The sequence below is a fragment of the Sphingopyxis sp. Geo25 genome, from assembly GCF_949769135.1.
Taxonomy (GTDB): Bacteria; Pseudomonadota; Alphaproteobacteria; order Sphingomonadales; family Sphingomonadaceae; genus Sphingopyxis.
Genome location: NZ_CATKOZ010000007.1, coordinates 80,438 through 97,304, shown reverse-complemented (window position 1 = coordinate 97,304; position 16,867 = coordinate 80,438). Strand labels below are relative to the sequence as shown.

The 16,867-nt window shown below is 65.3% G+C and carries 11 protein-coding genes; 1 reads left to right on the top strand and 10 read right to left on the bottom strand.

Going from position 1 to position 16,867, the window contains the following annotated elements; genetic code table 11:
* Positions 1-17 precede the first annotated feature (17 nt).
* The 7 genes from kynU to QOL68_RS16185 form a co-directional block, all read right to left on the bottom strand.
* Entirely contained in the window at positions 18-1,271 is a 1,254-nt protein-coding gene (kynU, locus tag QOL68_RS16215; protein WP_282950098.1) for a kynureninase, read from the bottom strand.
* Positions 1,261-2,703 carry an aldehyde dehydrogenase family protein gene (locus tag QOL68_RS16210; protein WP_282950097.1) on the bottom strand — a complete coding sequence of 481 codons (1,443 nt, stop codon included), beginning with the start codon at positions 2,701-2,703 and terminating at the stop codon, positions 1,261-1,263. Before QOL68_RS16210 ends, kynU begins: the two co-directional genes overlap by 11 nt.
* Positions 2,700-4,328 (bottom strand): thiamine pyrophosphate-binding protein, encoded by a 1,629-nt coding sequence (locus tag QOL68_RS16205; RefSeq protein ID WP_282950096.1) that lies wholly within the window; start codon positions 4,326-4,328, stop codon positions 2,700-2,702. The genes QOL68_RS16210 and QOL68_RS16205 overlap by 4 nt, the downstream gene beginning before the upstream one ends.
* Before the next feature lie 96 nt (positions 4,329-4,424).
* Positions 4,425-5,108, bottom strand: a complete 684-nt coding sequence (locus tag QOL68_RS16200; RefSeq protein WP_282950095.1) for a fumarylacetoacetate hydrolase family protein — start codon at positions 5,106-5,108, stop codon at positions 4,425-4,427.
* A 16-nt stretch (positions 5,109-5,124) separates the two neighbouring features.
* Positions 5,125-6,042, bottom strand: a complete 918-nt coding sequence (locus tag QOL68_RS16195; RefSeq protein WP_282950094.1) for a hypothetical protein — start codon at positions 6,040-6,042, stop codon at positions 5,125-5,127.
* A 22-nt stretch (positions 6,043-6,064) separates the two neighbouring features.
* Positions 6,065-7,816 carry an LVIVD repeat-containing protein gene (locus tag QOL68_RS16190; protein ID WP_282950093.1) on the bottom strand — a complete coding sequence of 584 codons (1,752 nt, stop codon included), beginning with the start codon at positions 7,814-7,816 and terminating at the stop codon, positions 6,065-6,067.
* Positions 7,817-7,832: 16 nt separating this feature from the next.
* Complete coding sequence (locus QOL68_RS16185; RefSeq protein WP_283404329.1) at positions 7,833-10,211, bottom strand: TonB-dependent receptor; 2,379 nt, start codon at positions 10,209-10,211, stop codon at positions 7,833-7,835.
* A gap of 287 nt (positions 10,212-10,498) precedes the next feature.
* On the opposite strand from QOL68_RS16185, the gene QOL68_RS16180 reads away from it, so the two are divergent.
* Positions 10,499-12,280, top strand: a complete 1,782-nt coding sequence (locus QOL68_RS16180; protein WP_282950091.1) for an LVIVD repeat-containing protein — start codon at positions 10,499-10,501, stop codon at positions 12,278-12,280.
* A 10-nt stretch (positions 12,281-12,290) separates the two neighbouring features.
* On the opposite strand, the gene QOL68_RS16175 is transcribed toward QOL68_RS16180, so the two are convergent.
* From QOL68_RS16175 to QOL68_RS16165, 3 genes are read right to left on the bottom strand one after another with little or no spacing between them, the layout of a single operon-like run.
* Positions 12,291-13,607, bottom strand: a complete 1,317-nt coding sequence (locus QOL68_RS16175) for an MFS transporter (protein ID WP_282950090.1) — start codon at positions 13,605-13,607, stop codon at positions 12,291-12,293.
* Positions 13,604-14,371, bottom strand: a complete 768-nt coding sequence (locus QOL68_RS16170) for an aspartate dehydrogenase domain-containing protein (RefSeq protein WP_282950089.1) — start codon at positions 14,369-14,371, stop codon at positions 13,604-13,606. Before QOL68_RS16170 ends, QOL68_RS16175 begins: the two co-directional genes overlap by 4 nt.
* A 23-nt stretch (positions 14,372-14,394) precedes the next feature.
* Positions 14,395-16,698, bottom strand: coding sequence for a TonB-dependent receptor (locus QOL68_RS16165; RefSeq protein ID WP_282950088.1), 2,304 nt, complete (start codon positions 16,696-16,698; stop codon positions 14,395-14,397).
* Positions 16,699-16,867 lie beyond the last annotated feature (169 nt).

Sequence of the window (16,867 nt, the reverse complement as noted above, 5' to 3'; positions counted from 1 at the left end):
TACCCCTTGCGCGCCGTTCAGGTGACGGCTTCGCGTGCCTGATATTCCGATTGCTTCCAGATGTCGCCATTCATGATCGCCGCGAGACGGTCGACCGCATCCCACACATCGACATGGCGGACATAAAGCGGAGCGAATCCGAATCGCACCGTGTCGGGCGCGCGGAAATCGCCGATCACGCCCGCGGCGATCAGCGCACGCATGATCGGATAGCCCTCGACGTGCGCGAAGGATACCTGGCTGCCGCGCGCGGCCGCCGCGCGCGGCGAGGCGAGCGTGAAGCCGTGCCCCGCGCAGCGCGTCTCGACGAGGCGGATGAACAGGTCGGTGAGCGCCATCGACTTGGCGCGGATCGCCGCCATGTCGGCTGCCAGATGGATGTCGATCCCGGTCTCGACGAGCGCCATCGACAGGATCGGCTGGGTGCCGATCAGGAACTGGCGAATATCCCGCTGCGGGCGATAGCCGGGTTCGAAAGCGAAGGGCGCGGCGTGACCCCACCAGCCGGTCACGGGCTGCAGCGCCTGTCCCTGGTGCCGCTCCGCCGCGAAGAGGAACGCGGGCGAGCCCGGACCTCCATTCAGATATTTATAGGTGCAGCCGACCGCGAAGTCGGCGCCCGCGCCGTTCAGGTCGACCGGCATCGCCCCCGCGCTGTGGCACAAATCCCAGATCGCGAGCGCGCCCGCGGCATGGGCGCGTTCGGTGATCGCCGCCATGTCGTGGATATGACCCGTCTTGTAGTGGACATGGGTGATCGCGACCGCAATCGTGTCCCCGTCTATGGCGCCCGCAATCTCGTCCTTTTCGCAGAGATGCACCGTCACGCGCCCTCCGGTCGCCGCGGCGACGCCCTCTCCGATATAATTGTTGGTGGGGAAATTGCTGCCCTCGAGGATCAGCACGCTGCGGTCGGGGCGCAGCGCGACCGCGGCGGACAGCACCTTGAACAGGTTCTGGCTCGTCGAATCGCAGATCACGACCTCGCCCGGCGCGGCGCCGATCAGCGGCGCCAGCTTGTCGCCGAGGCGCACCGGCAGGTCAAACCACCCGGCGCTGTTCCAGCTCTTGATGAGGTCGATGCCCCATTCGCGCGTCACGACGTCCTGCGCGCGCGCCGCTGCCCCCTTCGGCATCGCGCCGAGCGAATTGCCGTCGAGATAGATCATCCCCTCGGGCAGGGCGAAACGGTCGCGCAGCGGCGCCAGGGGGTCGGCGCGATCGAGCGCCGCGCAGGCAGCGCGGTCGAGATTGGCGGCATCAAGCGTCATGAAAACATATCACCTTCGTCTGCGACATTTCGCGCGCGGCGAAGCGCACACCTTCGCGTCCCATATTGCCCCGCCCTGCCCCGCCGAACGGCATGGCGTCGAGCCGGTAGTCGGTCGAATCATTGACCATCACCCCCGCCGCGCGCAGCCGCCCGGCGGCATGGCGCGCAGTGCGGAGCGATTCGGTGAACACCGCCGCGTGGATCGCATAGTCGGCGCGATTGGCCGCATCGATGGCTTCGTCAAGCCCGGCGAAGCGGAACAGGCTGGCGACCGGACCAAAGGCTTCGTCACACGCGACGCGCGCATCGCCCGGAACATTTTCGAGCAGCGTGGGCCGAACCAGCGTCCCAGCCCGCTCGCCGCCTGTCAGGAGTGTCGCCCCACGCGATACCGCCTCAACCGTCCACGCGACGATCCGCTCGGCCTCCGCTACCCCGATCATCGGACCGACGTCGGTCGCGGAATCGGTGGGGTCGCCGACATGCAGTGCGCGCGCCGCCGCGACCAGCGCATCGCGAAACACATCGTAGATCGCGTCGTGGACATAGATGCGCTGGACGCCGATGCAATTCTGCCCGGCCGCGCCGAATGCGCCCGATGCGCAGGCGGCGGCAGCCCGTTCGATATCGGCGTCGTGCATCACGATCACCGGCCCGTTGCCGCCGAGTTCCATCGCGAGACGCTTGATCCCGGCAGCGCGGCAGATCGCTTCGCCGACGCGCGCGCCGCCGGTGAAGCTGATCATCGCGACGTCGGCATGACCCGTCAGTGCGTCGCCGAAATCCGCGCCGCGCCCGGTCAGCAGGCAGAGCGCTTCCTCGGGCAGTCCGGCGGCGAGCAACAGCCGCGCCAGCATGATCGCGACGAGCGGCGCCTGTTCGGCAGGCTTCAGTATCACCGCATTGCCTGCGGCGAAGGCCGGACCGAGCTTATGGCAGACGAGGTTGAGCGGATCGTTGAACGGCGTGATCGCTGCGATCACTCCGACGGGTTCATAGACATAATGGCCCGAGCGTGCTTCGCCGCCCGGAAAGCCGTCGAACGCGATCGTCTCGCCCGCGAGCCGCACCGCCTCTTCGGCCGAGAGGCGCAGCGTGTTCACCGCACGCGCCACTTCGTGCCGTGCGCTGCGGATCGGTTTGCCCGTCTCGGACGTGATCGCGGCGGCAAATCGTCCGGCATCGCCTTCGAGCGCGGTTGCGGCGGCATGGAGGATGCGCCCGCGTTCACCGGTCGACAGCAGGCGCATCGCCTCGGCCCCGCGCAGCGCGCTCGCGACGGCGCGCTCGACATGCCCGGCGTCTGCGCAGGCAACTGCGTCGATCGGCCGCCCTGTCCACGGATCGACCACCGCCATCGTCTCGTCCGCCGCCTCCCAGCGACCGTCGATCAGCAGCGATCGGCCCCCGCCCACCGCGGCATGCATCATGGCTTGTCCCTGCGCAGCACCAGTTCGTCATATTCGCGGCTGTCGAGCAGCGCCTCGACGATCACCGGCCCGTCGGCGGCAAAGCCCCCCTCGAGCGCCGCGCGGAACTCGGCGGGATCGCGCGCGACCGTCACCGGAACGCCGAACAGCGACGGGCCGCCGATCGTCCCGTCGGCGCGCACCGGCGTGCCGTAAATCGGGTTCTGCTTCTTTTCCTGCTTGATGCGGATCAGCGCGAGATCATTGTCGGTGAAGATCACGATGACCAGCGGCAGCTTCTCGCGCACCGCGGTCGCCAATTCACCGGCGGTCATCAGGAAGCCGCCATCGCCGAGCACACAGCACACCGGCGTATCGGGGCGGCTGAGCTTCGCCGCGATCGCGGCAGGAAGTCCGAAGCCCATCGCCGACCAGCCGTTGGTCATGATCTGCGTGCCGGGCTTCGGCGTCCGCCAATGCTGCCCGATCAGATGCGTGTGCGCACCGACGTCGCAGGTCATGATGCCCTCGTCGGGCAGGACGTCGCGCAGCACATCGAGCGCGGCGCACGGACCGAACGGCCCGTCGCGGCCGACGAGCTTGGCGAACATCGCCGCCTTGCGCTCCGCAAGTGCCAGGAGATCCCATGCCTTCGGCCCGGCCGGCAGCGCGAGCAGCGCGTCGAGCGCGGGGGCGATCGCCCCGACGACCTCGGCGACGACGGGATGCATGTCGCGATCGATATCGGCGGGGACGACGTCGATGCTCGCAAGCGCCAGCCCGTCCTTCATCCAGCTTTCATAATTGAACTCGATCGGGTCATAGCCGACCGCGACGACCAGATCGGCCTCGGCATGGGTTTTCCCGACCATGTCGGACAGCGCGTGGAACAGGACGCCGGCATAGTTGGGGTGATCCTCGGCCACCATGCCCTTCGCCATCGGGGTCAGCAGCACCGGCAGGCCAAAACGCTCGGCGAGCGCGACGATGCGGTCCTCGACCCGCGCATGGACGGCGCCGAGGCCGATTGCCAGAACGGGTTTTTCGGCCACCGTGAAAGCGGCGACCAGCGCATCGATGTCGGCCGTTGCGGGAGCAGGCACGGGATCGGCGGCAATCGTGCCGATGGTCGCCGCCTCGACCGCATCCGCGCTCATGCCCTGCGGCAGCCCGACGTGGACCGCGCCGGGACGGCCGGACAGCGCGATGCGCGCGGCATCGGCAAGCGTCGCCACCGCGCCGTCGGCCTCGATCCGCATCGTCGCCTTGGTGAGCGGCGCGAACAGCGCCTGATGGTCGATCGCCATCTGTACCGTTCGGCCGCGCAGCGATGCGGGCATTTCGTCGGTCAGCGCGATCATCGGCGAGCGGTCGAGCGTTGCCCCGCCGACCCCCGTCGCGAGGTTGGTCGCGCCGGGCCCAAAGGTGCCGAAGCAGACGCCGGGCACGCCGGTCAGCCGGCCGCAGACGTCCGCCATGAAGCCCGCGCCGCCTTCATGGCTCGTCAGCACGAAGTCGATGCCGTCGGTGGTGCGGATCGCCTCCATATAGTCGACCCATCCGCCGCTCGGCACGCCGAACACATGGCGCACGCCCATGTCGCGGAGCGCGCCCACGACATTGCGGGCAACATTGGTCGATTTCATGCGCGATCCTTCATGCAAGAGCCGTTCTGGCAATCGGCCTAGGCGCGTCCGCCATAAACAAATAATACCGAATGACCGCCGCGATATACCTATGCGTTATATAAAGCGGTTCGCGATCGTCCCGACGCCCTCGACCCCGCCCTCGACCAGATCGCCTGTCGCGATACCGCCGACGCCCGCCGGCGTGCCGGTGTAGATAAGGTCACCCGCCTTGAGTTCGACATAGGTCGACAGTTCGGCGACGATGTCGGCGACCGGCCAGATCATGTCGGCGATGTCGCCCTCCTGCCGCGCCTCGCCATTGACCGTCAGCCAGATCCGCGCCTTGGCGGGATGGCCGATCTCGTCGGCGCGGCGGATCGGCGAGATCACGGCGCTGGCGTCGAAGCCCTTTGCCATGTCCCACGGCCGCCCAGCTGCCTTCGCATCGGCCTGCAGATCGCGGCGCGTCAGGTCATTGCCGGCCGCGTAGCCGAAGATCGTTTCGATGGCCCTGTCCTGCCCGATGTCGCGGCCGCCGCTGCCAAGCGCCACAACCAGTTCGATCTCGTGATGCAGGTTCGCGGTGCGCGGCGGCATCGCGATATCCGCGTTCGCTTCGACCAGCGCGTCGGCAGGCTTCGAAAAGAAGAAAGGCGGCTCGCGATCGGGCGCACCGCCCATCTCGCGCGCATGCTCGGCATAATTGCGGCCGACGCAGAAGATGCGCCGAACGGGGAAACGGTCGTCGCTTCCCGCGATCTCTACGGTCGGCACGGCAACGGAAAACGGCAGGCTCATGGCATGATCCTCGGCATCAGGCAGGCGGATAGAGCGCCGCGCGACACTTGCCGGAATCGGCGCCTTCTAGGCCGCCTTCCCGCACCGCGTTCCACGGGCTCCCCATCTTGTCTTCGGGGCGATACCAGAAGCCATAGAGCTTGCCGTTCGCCGCGACCAGCGTCGCCGCGCCGATGCTGCCCTCTTCCCTCGAGAACCAGGCAAGCCGCATGATCCGGCCGAAGATCGTGCCGCGCAGCGTACCCAGCCCGTCATTGTAGCAGCCGAAAATCTCATTGCCCTTTTGCCGCAGCGCGATCGGGCCATATTCATGGCCATAAACGCCGCTGACGTCGGCGACGGCGGCGGCGCCGCGCTGGTCGAGCGTGCCGATGACGGCAAGGTCTGAGAGCCGCGTCGGTCCCTTGCCCGACCAGTTGCTGTCGATCCTCAGGCGGAGCCAGCGCGCCGAGCTTTCCTTCGGAAGTTTCACGACCGTCCGGGCGTCGGCCTTGGCCTCCCCTTCGACGAGCGTTTCGAACGGCCCTTCCGGCCCCTTGGTCGAGCCCAAGAGCGCGAAGCGGCGGACCGGCGAGCCTTCGGCGGTTTGCGACATCGATCCGTCCTCGCGCACCACGGGCTCGAACCGGTTGTCGAGTGCGACGGCAGCGATCTTGCCGTTGCCCGCGAGTTCGAAATTGAGCGCGTGCGGCAGCGTCGTGCCCTTGTCGGACAGCCAGCCATAAGCCGCGCCGCCATCGACGAGGTTGATCGTCCAGGTCGACCAGTGCCGCTTCGCCTCGCCGGGATCGGCCTCCGCGATCCCGCCCCAGCTGATGTGGAGGATATTGTCCCCCGCGGGTTCCGCAGGCTTATCCGCCGCCTTTTTTGCGGGTGCGGTCGAGCATCCGGCAAGGAGCAATGCTCCCGCCAGCGCGATAGTCCATGCGCGCATAATCTATTCTCCGGTCAGGGGGTCAGCGGCGTTCGGGCCAGATTTTCTTCGGGGCACCAAGGTTCGGCTTGCCAAGCAGCGGGCTCGACAGCGCGTATACGCCGTTCACCGAAAAGGCCCAGATGATGTTGCGGTCATATTCGGTGTACACGGCAAAGGTCGAATTGCCGAACGTATAGCTCGGCAACTCCTTCTCGGTCGGGAAGCGCGGGACGAAATAGCCCGCGATCGCCGGCTTCGCCGGGTCCTTGACGTCGAAAATCTGGATGCCGGCATTGTAGAAGGCATAGATCGCCAGCCCCTGCCGCCCGCGCTCGGGCTGGCCGAGCCCGCCCGACCGCTTCGGCCCGAAGCTGCCCCGCCGCTGGCAATAATCGGTGAAGCCCGCGCCCGCCGGCGGCACCGGCCGCGGGAATTTCGCCGCGACCTTCGGATGCGCGGGATCGCGCACGTCGATCGAGAAAATATCCTTGTACGGCTCGAAGCAGCTCTCGTTCATCGGATAGCCGTTCGAGAAGACGAAGCCGGTGCGGTCGTACTGGCTGACATCGACATTATCGAACTCGGTCCCGGCGTAGCTCGGCGGGACGGTTAAATGGCCGAGCGCTTTCGGCTGCGCCGGATCGCTGAGGTCGAAGGTGTAGAAGCCGAGCCCGCCCATCCCGCCGAAGCCGATCTTGCCGCCCTGCTCGACCGGCTTCGTGAGCACGATCGGGTTGCGCGACCCCATCCAGCTCGTCCGGTTGCCCGCGCGCGGATTGGCGCGGTACGCCGCCTCGCTCGCCTTGTCGCCGATCACCTGCCCCGGCACGGTGATCTGCGAAACAAACTTCGGGTTCGCCGGATCGTCCATGTCCCAGACCTGATAGCCCGGCGAATAGAGATAGTCGGGATATTCGGTGAGGCCGTAGCTGTCGTCGGGCGCGGCCGACAGCAGCATATATTTGCCGCCCCACCAGGTCACCGCGTCGAGCGCGCCCGATCCCTGTTGCTCGCCAATCGGCGCGTCGGGATGCCTGTAGTCGGTCGTCCGCGTCGCGATCAGATCCCATTTGTCGGGCGTCGGCCCGTTCATCACGAAGACCTTGAAGCCCTTCAGCGAATTATAGTGGCGCTGGGCGGCGACCTTGTCGGGCTCGCGCCTTTTGTCCTCAAGCAGGCCGAAGCGACCGATTTCGTATGAGGCGATCAGGACGTTGCGCTGGAGCTTTTTGTTCCATGCGACGGTGACGCCACCGAAGTAATCGGCAACGGCAGCGGCGTCCCAGTCCTCGCTCGATCCATCGGCACCCCAGACGCCCCCTTTCGACCAGACGATCTTCGCCTTGCGCGGATCGGTGACGTCGAGGATGCGCAGATAGTCGCGGTCGTGCGTGTAGAGATACCGCCGTCCGCCGAAATCGACGACATTGGCCCAGGCGTGCCACGGCGAGGTCACCGCCGGATAGAAGGCGATGACCTCGACATTCTTGGCGTAGCTCTTCTGGTCCCAGTGTTCGAGCTGACCGGGAAAGCCCGGAACGTCGGTGGTCAAACGCGTCGAGGCGGGATGGCGGAAGCTGCCATCGGGATTCATCCCGTAATCGACGCCGGGCACCGGGTCCTTCGGCGGATTTTCGGGCGTCGCCTCCTGCCACGCCTTCAGCCACGGATCGGGGATATTGATGGGACCGGCGGGTTTCTCCTGCCAGTCGGAGGCGGAAAGCGCCGCGGGAGCGAGCAGCGCCGCCAGCATCGCCGCGCCGCCCGTCCAATATCTGCTGCTGCCCGTCATCGACGACCCTTTCTGCCTAGAAGCGGAACCGCGCGGTCACGCCATAGGTGCGCGGAGGGATATAGGTCCCATAGATCGTGCCGAACAGCTCGAGCTTGCTCGTGAAGTTGAGCTCGTTCGTCAGATTCTTCGCCCACGCCGTCAGCTCCCATTTGTCGTCGGCGTCCCGCACACCGATGCGGGCATTGAGCAGGATTTCGCTGTCGAACTTGAGGATCGGCGTGTTGGGATTGTCGAAGAAATTGGCGCCGGTGTACTGGAAGTCGCTGCCCGCGACGAGTACCAGGCTGTCGCTGATCGGCTGGTCGAGGTTCGCCGCCACACTGAAGGCATGTTTGGGCGTGCGGCGACAGCTGTTGCCGTCGAGGTCGGTGCCGTCGTCGTCGATGATCAGCTCGCCGGTGAAGTTGCACTTCGAATAGGCGTAATTCCCCGACAGCGTGAAGCTGTCGGTCACCCGCGCCTGGAAATCGAGCTCCAGACCGTAGGCACGCGTGCCGTTCTTCGCGTTGAACACGAAATTGTCGGGCGGCAGCCCCGGTCCCGGCGACAGGAACTGGTTGGTCTGGAGATTGTCGTAGGTGGTGTAATAGGCGGCGGCGTTCAGGAAGATACGCCGGTCGGCGAGCGCCAGCTTGGCGCCGGCCTCGAAACTGTCCGCCGTTTCGGGATCGAACGACACCAGCGCCTCGGCCGGGGTATTCGCATCCTCACCGGTCCAGCCGCCGGGCTTGTATCCCTTCGCGTAGCGCACATAGAGCGTGACATCGTCGCTGGGCTCGAACCGCAGCGTCGCGCTGGGTAGCCAGGCGTCCCAGCTCCGCGTTTCGCCGACCACGAAGTTGACCGGCGCACCCTCGAACGACACGCCCGACCGGTTGTTCGAATAGACCTTGCGGTCATAGGCATAGCGCAGCCCCGCTTCGAGCGTGAGCTGGTCGGTCAGATCGTAGCTGAGTTCGCCGAAGACGCCGATATTGTCGTTCTTCGACGTCGTCACCGTATGGTTGGAGCCCGGAAACGGCGTCCCCGGCGTGCCGCCGAAGGCCATCGCAAAGGCGAATTCCTCGATCGCCTGATAGTCGGGGAACAGGAAATTCACGTCCTCGGCGCGGCGAATTTTTTCGCGCAGATAATAGACGCCGCCTTCGATACGAAGCGGTCCGCCATCGTCCCAGCGCAACCGCAGTTCCTGCGAGAATTGCTTGACGTCCTCGGCCTTGCCGCTGTCGAAATAGCTGTCGGGGACGGTCGCGAGATAGGTGTCGATCCCGGCCAGCATGGCGGGCGTGATATCGGGCGCGGTCGTCGCCGGATCGATCGCGAAGTCGAAAAACATTCCCGACCCATCCTCGCGCGCCGCCAGCGATGAATCGCGGTAGGCGGTCTGCGTGGTGATGCTGAGCGCGGAACTTGGCTGCCAGTCGATGCTGCCGCTGACACCGTACATGTCCGAATTCTGGAAGCCGGTAAAATTATGCGCGCCCGACCGGCGCTTGGCGCTCTGGAACGGCGCGTTGCGGTTCGGCAGGACGAAACCGGGCAGGCCGGCGATCGGCGGCGCATAGAAGCCGAGGTAGGTGACCTCGTTGCTGTCGGCGGGGTCGATGATGTCGACCCAGCGCGCGCCGTCGCGGTGGCGCGTATAGTCGGCCGAAAGATTGATATCGAGCGACGCGTCGGGCTGCCAGCGGAGCTGCCCGCGCACCGACTGGACATTCTGGTCCTCCTCGTCGCCGCCGCGGGTGTTGGTCGCATAGCCGTCATGCTTGCGCGAGCTGACGGTCAGGCCGAGGCCGAACGTATCGGACACCGGTCCGCGCACCGAAGCGGCGACGTCGAGCTTGTTGTAATTGCCATAGGTCGCCTCGAAGCGCCCCTCGAAATCCTTGCCCGGCTTTTTCGTCACATAATTGATCAACCCGCCGACGACGCTTTTCCCGAAGCGCAGAGCCTGTGGCCCCTTCAGCACCTCGACCCGTTCGAGGTCATAGAGGTCCAGCAGCGATCCGGTCCCACGCGACAGATAGGCGCCGTCGAGGAAGATGCCGACCGCGCCGTCGGCGCCGGCGCCCTGGATGTCGGAGCCGATGCCGCGGATGAACAATTCGGTGTCGACCGCACGCTCGGCGCTCAGCTTGAGACCCGGAACGCGATACGCGATTTCGGAGAAATCCTTGATGCCCGAGCGTTCGAGCGCGGCGCTGCTGAACGCCTGCACCGAGATTGGCACATCCTGCAGGCTTTCCTCGCGCTTGCGCGCGGTGACGACGATCTCGTCGCCCGACGCCTCAACGCCGTCATCGGGAGCAGCCTGGGCCTGCGCCGCGGCGGGTGCCGCAAGGGTGGCGACGGTGGCAAGAAGTGCCCAACGCAGGGCGCGTGTCGATTCCATCATGTCCTCTCCTGCAGCCGGACGCGCCTTGTCCTCTACGGGAAAGCATCTGCGCCGGCCTGATTGAATGGCAGGCCGGTTCTTAGTCGCCGTTGTATATCTAGATAATAGATTATGCATCTTATGATATTGCATAATCGCTATATCGTCGCTCGATGACGCCGCGACGCGGGCCACACGCGAGGTGCGCTATTCCCATGCGATTATAATGACCCTGCCATAGGATATTGGATCGCCGCCCCCACAAGGCTGACAAGTCTGGCGGGATTATGGCTCGGGAGGTCTCCATGCGCGACAGGGTGAACAACTATGCTGGCGCCGCGTGCGCCCTTGCGCTCGCGATGGCGAGCATGGCGCTGCCCGCTTTTGCCGGGGAACCGCCGGAAAGCACGGCCAAGGAGCCCCCGCTCACGGCACAAGAAAGCGACATTCCTGATCCAGATATCCGCGCGTGGTGGAACCTAACCTACAATCGCAAGCCCGCGCCGCCGGTGCCCGGCAAGGATTATGGCATGGACCCCGCGACGGGTCGCTTCACACATCCCAAAGCGACGCCGCTCGTCCGGCAGGCACCGAATTTCCCGGGCCAGCTCGGTTACTGGGACCAGAAAAGCTATGCGAAGAACGTCGAGGTACTGGCGTTCTACAACTTCATTCCGTCGACCGGCCACACCTGGCAGTCGATCGCCGATTTCGGCGGTAAGCGCTACATGTACACCTATTATCGGGCGGGCATGGGGGTGTTCGATATCACCGACCCGCGCAAGGCGAAGCTCGTCTATCGTCGCGGCCAGCGTATCGGCGCCTATGGCAAGCCCGACATCGTCAACCCCTATGGCAAGGGCGAGGGTTTCGGCGCCGCCAACATTTCGTGGCACAAGGGGCTCGGCAAATATGTGATGGTGCAGGCGTTCGAAGTGCCGCGCTATGGCATCATGGACGAGAAATATCTCGAACCCGAGGGTGTCGAAACGCTGAAGCGCTGGAAAGGCCTCAAGGGCTTTCGCGTCTATGTAATGGACGGCCCGCTGCCCGACCAGTGGAAGCTCGTTGCCGAGCGGACGACCGATTATCGTCATCCGGACGCGCCGCCGGGACAGCAACAGGGATCGGGCGCGCTCGACATTCCGGCATGGACGGGCGGCAAATATATGTTCCTGTCGACCGCCCCCGACGACCGCTTCATGCTGACCGAGTTCGCCGACTATATCTACACGCCGGGTTATCAGGTGTGGGATATGAGCGACCCCGCGAATCCCAAATTCGTCAGCCAGTTCGCGGGACCGGGTCAGATCCTTGGCGACGCAGAGCATGAGGCGGCCTATCTGATGAACCCGCGCGCGGGCAACCGCACCTCGTGGTTCGGGTCGCGAATGCCGCCCTTCATGACCAAGGCGCCCGACGAGGGCGGCCGGATCGCCTTCGGCGCGATGGCGGGCCTCGGCCTCTATTCGCTCGACATCAGCGATCCGGCGAACATCCGGATCGTCGGCCATGTGAATCAGGTGCCGAAGTTCGCCGGGACCGAATTCGATAATGTCGACCTCAGCCAATATGAGCGCACGGGCTATATCTTCACCAACGGCTATCCCATGAACGACGAATGCTATGAGCCGTACAAGGATATCCTCGTCATCGACGCGCGCAATCCGGCGGACCTCAAGATCGTGACGAAATTCCCGCGCCCGACACCCCCCGCCGATGCCGCCTTTACCGACTTCTGCCAGCGGCGCGGCAGCTTCGGCCCGAAACGTTCGGGCTACCTCACCCAACCAGGACGCTTCCGCGACGGCATCGTCGCCTATGCCTTCTACAATGGCGGAGTGCAGATCTTCGACGTCAAGGATCCGACCAAGCCGGCGATCGCGGGCTATTTCGTCCCGCGCTTTCCGACCGAGGCAGAAACCGGCGGCCAGTCGCAAGGCAATCTGACCTATGGCATCTTCGCCGAATATGACCGCAACATACTGTGGGCGTTCACCAATCACGGCTTCTATGCGCTGACATCGCCGCTGCTCGGCAAGCCGTCGTTCAAGGCGCCCGCGAAACCCTGGCCGCCGCGCGATTAAGGTCAGGACCCTAGCCGCGCGGCGGCAGGTGGCGGTCGACGAGCAGCATCGCGGCCGCCAGCACCAGCAGCGCCGTGGCGACCAGCGCGAAGAAGAGCAGCACGCCATTCGGCCGCGCGAGCAATAGCCCGGCGCCGAATGCGCTCGCGATCGCGCCGAGCCGCCCGACGCTGATCGAATAGCCGATCCCCGCCGATCGGCACTCAACCGGAAACACGTGCGCCGACAGAGTGAGCAGCAGCACCTGCAACGACAGGACGCCAGCCCCCGCCAGCGCGACGCCGATCAGGATCGCTGCCTGCGGAACGCCGGGCATCGAGAGTAAAGCCGCCCACACCGCGAGCGCCACCAGGCCGCCGCAAATCGTGCCGATCATCGTGCGCCGCGATCCGATACGCAGCATCAGCCAGGTCAGTGCGAATGACGTCGCGACCCCCGACAGGTTCAGGATCATCGCCCCGCGGATCGCGCTCGCCATTTTAAAGCCGGCGCCCGTCAGCAGCACCGGCACCCAGCTCAGCAGCGCATAGACCGCCATCAACGCCGCGAAAAAGGCGAGACTCATGCCGATCGTCGAACGCCGAAGCGACGGCGCGAAGACATGTCCGCCCTGCGCGACGACCGGCGGCGGTGCGAAGGGCCCGGTCGCCGTGCCGCCTGCCTGCGCGACAAGCTGTGCGATCCGGTCGTCGGCATCGCCGCGCCGCGCGAGCAGGATCGGCGATTCGGGTAGCGCCCCGATCATGACGAGACCGAGCAGCAACGGCAGGCCGCCCCCGACCAGAAAGGCGGCCGGCCAGCCGTAAGCGGGGATCAGCCATGAAGCGAGCGCGGCGCCGACGATTCCGCCGCACGGCACGCCGACCGAGATCACGGTGAGCGCGTAGTTGCGCGACCTTTCGGGCATCCATTCGGCCACGAGCGCCGTCGCGTTCGGTACCGCCGCCCCGAGGCCGAGGCCGGTGATGAAGCGCAAGACGGAGAAGCTCGTCACATCGCGGCAGAGCGCGGTCAGCATCGCGGTAACGCCGAACCAGAAGGCGGCGCCGATCAGCGCCGCGCGGCGCCCATAGCGGTCGCCGATCCGCCCGCCGACGCTTGTCCCAACCGCCATGCCGAGCAGCGACGCCGCCATCACTGGCGCGAGCGCCGCCGATCCGATCTGCCAGTCGGCGAGGATCGCCGGGGCAGCGAAAGCCGCGAGCTGAATGTCGAAGCCGTCGAGCAGGATCACCCCGGCAACCAGCGCGAGCACGCGCACATGGAAAGCCGTAAAGCCCAACCCGTCGATGACTGGCTGGATCGGAACGGCTTCGCCCGGTCTCATACGAACGCCATCGCACCCGAAGCACCGACGATACGGCGCACCGAAGCATGCACTGCCGCCGCCATTTCGCTACCCGACACGCCGCGCGCGGGCTGACGGCGGCGGATCGCAAGGCTCGACCCGTCGCTCCCGCGCGCCTCGACCGCAAGTTCGAGATGGTCGATCGCCGGATCGGCGATCAGCCGCGCGCGGCAGCGGTCGAGCCCGACCGTCGCGAGCGCGCAGGCGACCATGGCGTTGACATTATGCGGATAGCGCGCCGCGATGTCGCGGACGCTGCCGTCGAACAGGATGCCCTCCCGCAAGGCATCGGCGCCCGAAACCCCCAGGCTCGCGGGCGGCTTCCGGAAGCTGATCGCGACCTCGTCCCACATTGCGCGCCATTCGACGAGACTGTCGAGCCCGACGAGCGCACCATGCGCGACCAGCAGCGAGCGCCCCGACCCCGCGGCGGCCGCGGTCAGCCGTTCACGCAGCCCGTCGTCGGCGAGCGCGGTCAGCGACAGCGGCATATAATGCGCGAAGCCCAGAAATATCTCGCCGTGGCGGTGGCTGATCTCCGGACCTGCAATCTCGACGATCAGATCGGGTGCGGACTCTGCCGCCTTCGACAGATCGTCGAGGATCAGTTCGCGGGGCAAGCCCGCCAGCCGCTCGCGCGATCGGCTGTGAACAAAGACGATCTCGCCCGGCCCGCCTTCAGCGGCGATGCGCCGGTAGAGTTCGGCCCCGATGAACCCGAAGCCGATCAGCCCGATACGCATCGCCGCTCGCCCCGCTTGCGGCGTCAATATTTCCAGCGGAGCGTCGCGCCATAAGTGCGCGGCGGATTGTACGAGACGAGCACCGACCCGATCACGTCGCTCTTGCCCGCTTCATACAGCTCGTTGGTCAGGTTCTTTGCCCAGACGCGGAATTCCCATTTGTCGTCCTCGGTCGCGACACCGATCGATCCGTTGAGTACCCCGACCGACTTCTGCAACGTGCGCGGGCTGTTCTCGTTGTCGAAGAAGAAATCGTCGGTCCAGTTGTAGTCGGCGCGGACGAAGGCGTTGAGCCGGCTGCTCACCGGCACCGTGACGTCGCCGCCGATGCTGAACGAATTTTCGGGCGATCGGCGCAGGACATTCCCCTTGAGGTTCGTCGGCACCGGGACCGAGCAGAAGCAGCTCGGATCGTACTGGAGTTCGGTGCTGATCAGGTCGCCGGTGATCTTCGCGTCCATGTATGTGTAGTTGGCGAACAGCGTCAGTCCGCGAACGGGGGCGAGCGCGGTTTCGATCTCGATGCCTTTCACCCGCGCCTTGCCGGCGTTCGAGATGACGTTATCGGCAGGCAGGTTCGGATCGAAGATCACGAACTGCTGCGTCTGCAGATCCTCATATTCGGTCCAGAAGCCGGTGATGTTGAAGCGCAGCCGGTTGTCGAGCCAGGTCGTCTTGGCGCCGATTTCATAGTTCCACGCATATTCGGGGTTGTAGGCGACGCGCGCCTCGCCCGGGTTGGTCGCATTCTCGCCGTTCCAGCCGCCCGACTTGTAGCCCTTCGACACGAGGCCATAGAGATAGACGTCCTTGGCGGGCTGCCAGTGCAGATTGAGGCTCGGCGTCCATGCGTCCCAGCTCCGCCTGTCGGAAGCGGAAAAGGCGCGGGTGAAATTGCCGTTTTCGTCCTCGAATTCGGCACCGAGGAAATCGCCGATCGTCTCGCGATAGACCGAAAAGCGTTTCTTGTCCTTGGTGTAGCGGATCCCCGCGGTCACGGCGAGCGTGTCGGTGATGTCGAACGTGCCCTCGACGAAGGCCGCCCAGGTGTCGCTTTTGAGCCGCGTCTCCGCGATCTCCTTCCCCTGCGCATAGAATTCGACGAAAATATAATCGGCGATCTCGGTGCGATCGACCGTCTCATGCTGGTAGAAAAGGCCGGCGAGGAGGTTGAACGGCCCGTCGAAGTCCGAGCGGAAACGGATGTCCTGCGAGAAGCTCTTCGCGGTCTCATCCTTGTCGTTGATATAGTAATCATCGTTGAACAGCGAATGGTCGATCGCGCCGAAATCGATGCGGCCGTCGGGTCCGTAAATCATCTTCGTGAAGTCGATGAAGCTGCCTGCATCGTTGTTCAGCGACGCGAACTGGCCCTCGCGCCACGCCGTCACCGAGGTCAGCGTGCCGACGCCCGTATCGTAATTGACGCTGAGGTGTACGCCGCCAAGGTCGGCGTCCTGCTTGCCATCGATGTTGTTTGGCCCGCGCCGTCGCTCGGCATTCACGAACGGGATATTATGGTCCGACGGGATCTGGATATCGACCCACTTGCCGCCGCCGCGCCGCCGGGTCAGGTCGCCGGTCAGCAGGATGTCGAGCCCGTCGCCCGGCTGGTAGCGAAGCTGCGCCATCACGCCATAGGCATCGAGATCCTCGACATCGTTGCCGGTGAACGTGTTGCGGGCATAGCCGTCATGATGCCGGGCGCTCGCCGCGATGCTCCCCGACAGACCTTCCGCCAGACCGCCGGCGACATTCGCCTTGACGTCGAAGCTGCCGTAATTGCCGATCCCGGCCTCGGCGCCAGCGCGGAATTCATCGGTCGGCTTGCGCGTGATGAAGTTGATCGCGCCGCCGACGACATTCTTGCCATAGAGCGTGCCTTGCGGTCCGCGCACGATCTCGACGCGTTCGAGGTCGAACAGTTCGATCGCGGTGCCCTGCGCGCGCGACAGATAAACGTCGTTGAGGAAGAAGCCGATCGCCGGGTTCGACGCGGCGCTTTCGATGTCGGTCCCGATCCCGCGCAGGAAGATATTCGGTTCGGACACGTTATCGGGGTTGAAGGTAAAGCCCGGGACGCGGCTGGCGATCTCCGAAAACTCGTCGATCCCCGATTTTTCGAGCGCCTCGCCGCTGAACGCCGCAACCGAAAGCGGCGCGGTCTGCAAATTCTCTTCACGCTTGCGGGCCGTGACGATGATTTCATCAAGCCCGCCGCTGTCCGAAGCCGACGCATCCTGCGCGAATGCGAGTTCGGGCACGATCAACGCGGACACCGCCCCCATCAACACCGCCATCCGGCTCTTGCGCGAAATCCCCTTCATTTCCCAGCCCCCTCTTTTTTGCCGGACAATCGCCCCGCAGCTACCCCAGAGACAGAAAATGACGCGCCATCACCTATCTGAATAATAATAATGCATGTCTGCTCTATATGATTTCCCTTATATATGGACCGAAATGGGCTCGCGGCCTCCAGGTCGGCGACGAGCAGAT

What these genes read in the sequence shown, in the direction of transcription:
- kynU (WP_282950098.1), bottom strand. Translation starts at nt 1,271, where the DNA reads ATGACGCTTGATGCCGCCAATCTCGACCGCGCTGCCTGCGCGGCGCTC.
- QOL68_RS16210 (WP_282950097.1), bottom strand. Translation starts at nt 2,703, where the DNA reads ATGATGCATGCCGCGGTGGGCGGGGGCCGATCGCTGCTGATCGACGGT.
- QOL68_RS16205 (WP_282950096.1), bottom strand. Translation starts at nt 4,328, where the DNA reads ATGAAATCGACCAATGTTGCCCGCAATGTCGTGGGCGCGCTCCGCGAC.
- QOL68_RS16200 (WP_282950095.1), bottom strand. Translation starts at nt 5,108, where the DNA reads ATGAGCCTGCCGTTTTCCGTTGCCGTGCCGACCGTAGAGATCGCGGGA.
- QOL68_RS16195 (WP_282950094.1), bottom strand. Translation starts at nt 6,042, where the DNA reads ATGCGCGCATGGACTATCGCGCTGGCGGGAGCATTGCTCCTTGCCGGA.
- QOL68_RS16190 (WP_282950093.1), bottom strand. Translation starts at nt 7,816, where the DNA reads ATGACGGGCAGCAGCAGATATTGGACGGGCGGCGCGGCGATGCTGGCG.
- QOL68_RS16185 (WP_283404329.1), bottom strand. Translation starts at nt 10,211, where the DNA reads ATGGAATCGACACGCGCCCTGCGTTGGGCACTTCTTGCCACCGTCGCC.
- QOL68_RS16180 (WP_282950091.1), top strand. Translation starts at nt 10,499, where the DNA reads ATGCGCGACAGGGTGAACAACTATGCTGGCGCCGCGTGCGCCCTTGCG.
- QOL68_RS16175 (WP_282950090.1), bottom strand. Translation starts at nt 13,607, where the DNA reads ATGAGACCGGGCGAAGCCGTTCCGATCCAGCCAGTCATCGACGGGTTG.
- QOL68_RS16170 (WP_282950089.1), bottom strand. Translation starts at nt 14,371, where the DNA reads ATGCGTATCGGGCTGATCGGCTTCGGGTTCATCGGGGCCGAACTCTAC.
- QOL68_RS16165 (WP_282950088.1), bottom strand. Translation starts at nt 16,698, where the DNA reads ATGAAGGGGATTTCGCGCAAGAGCCGGATGGCGGTGTTGATGGGGGCG.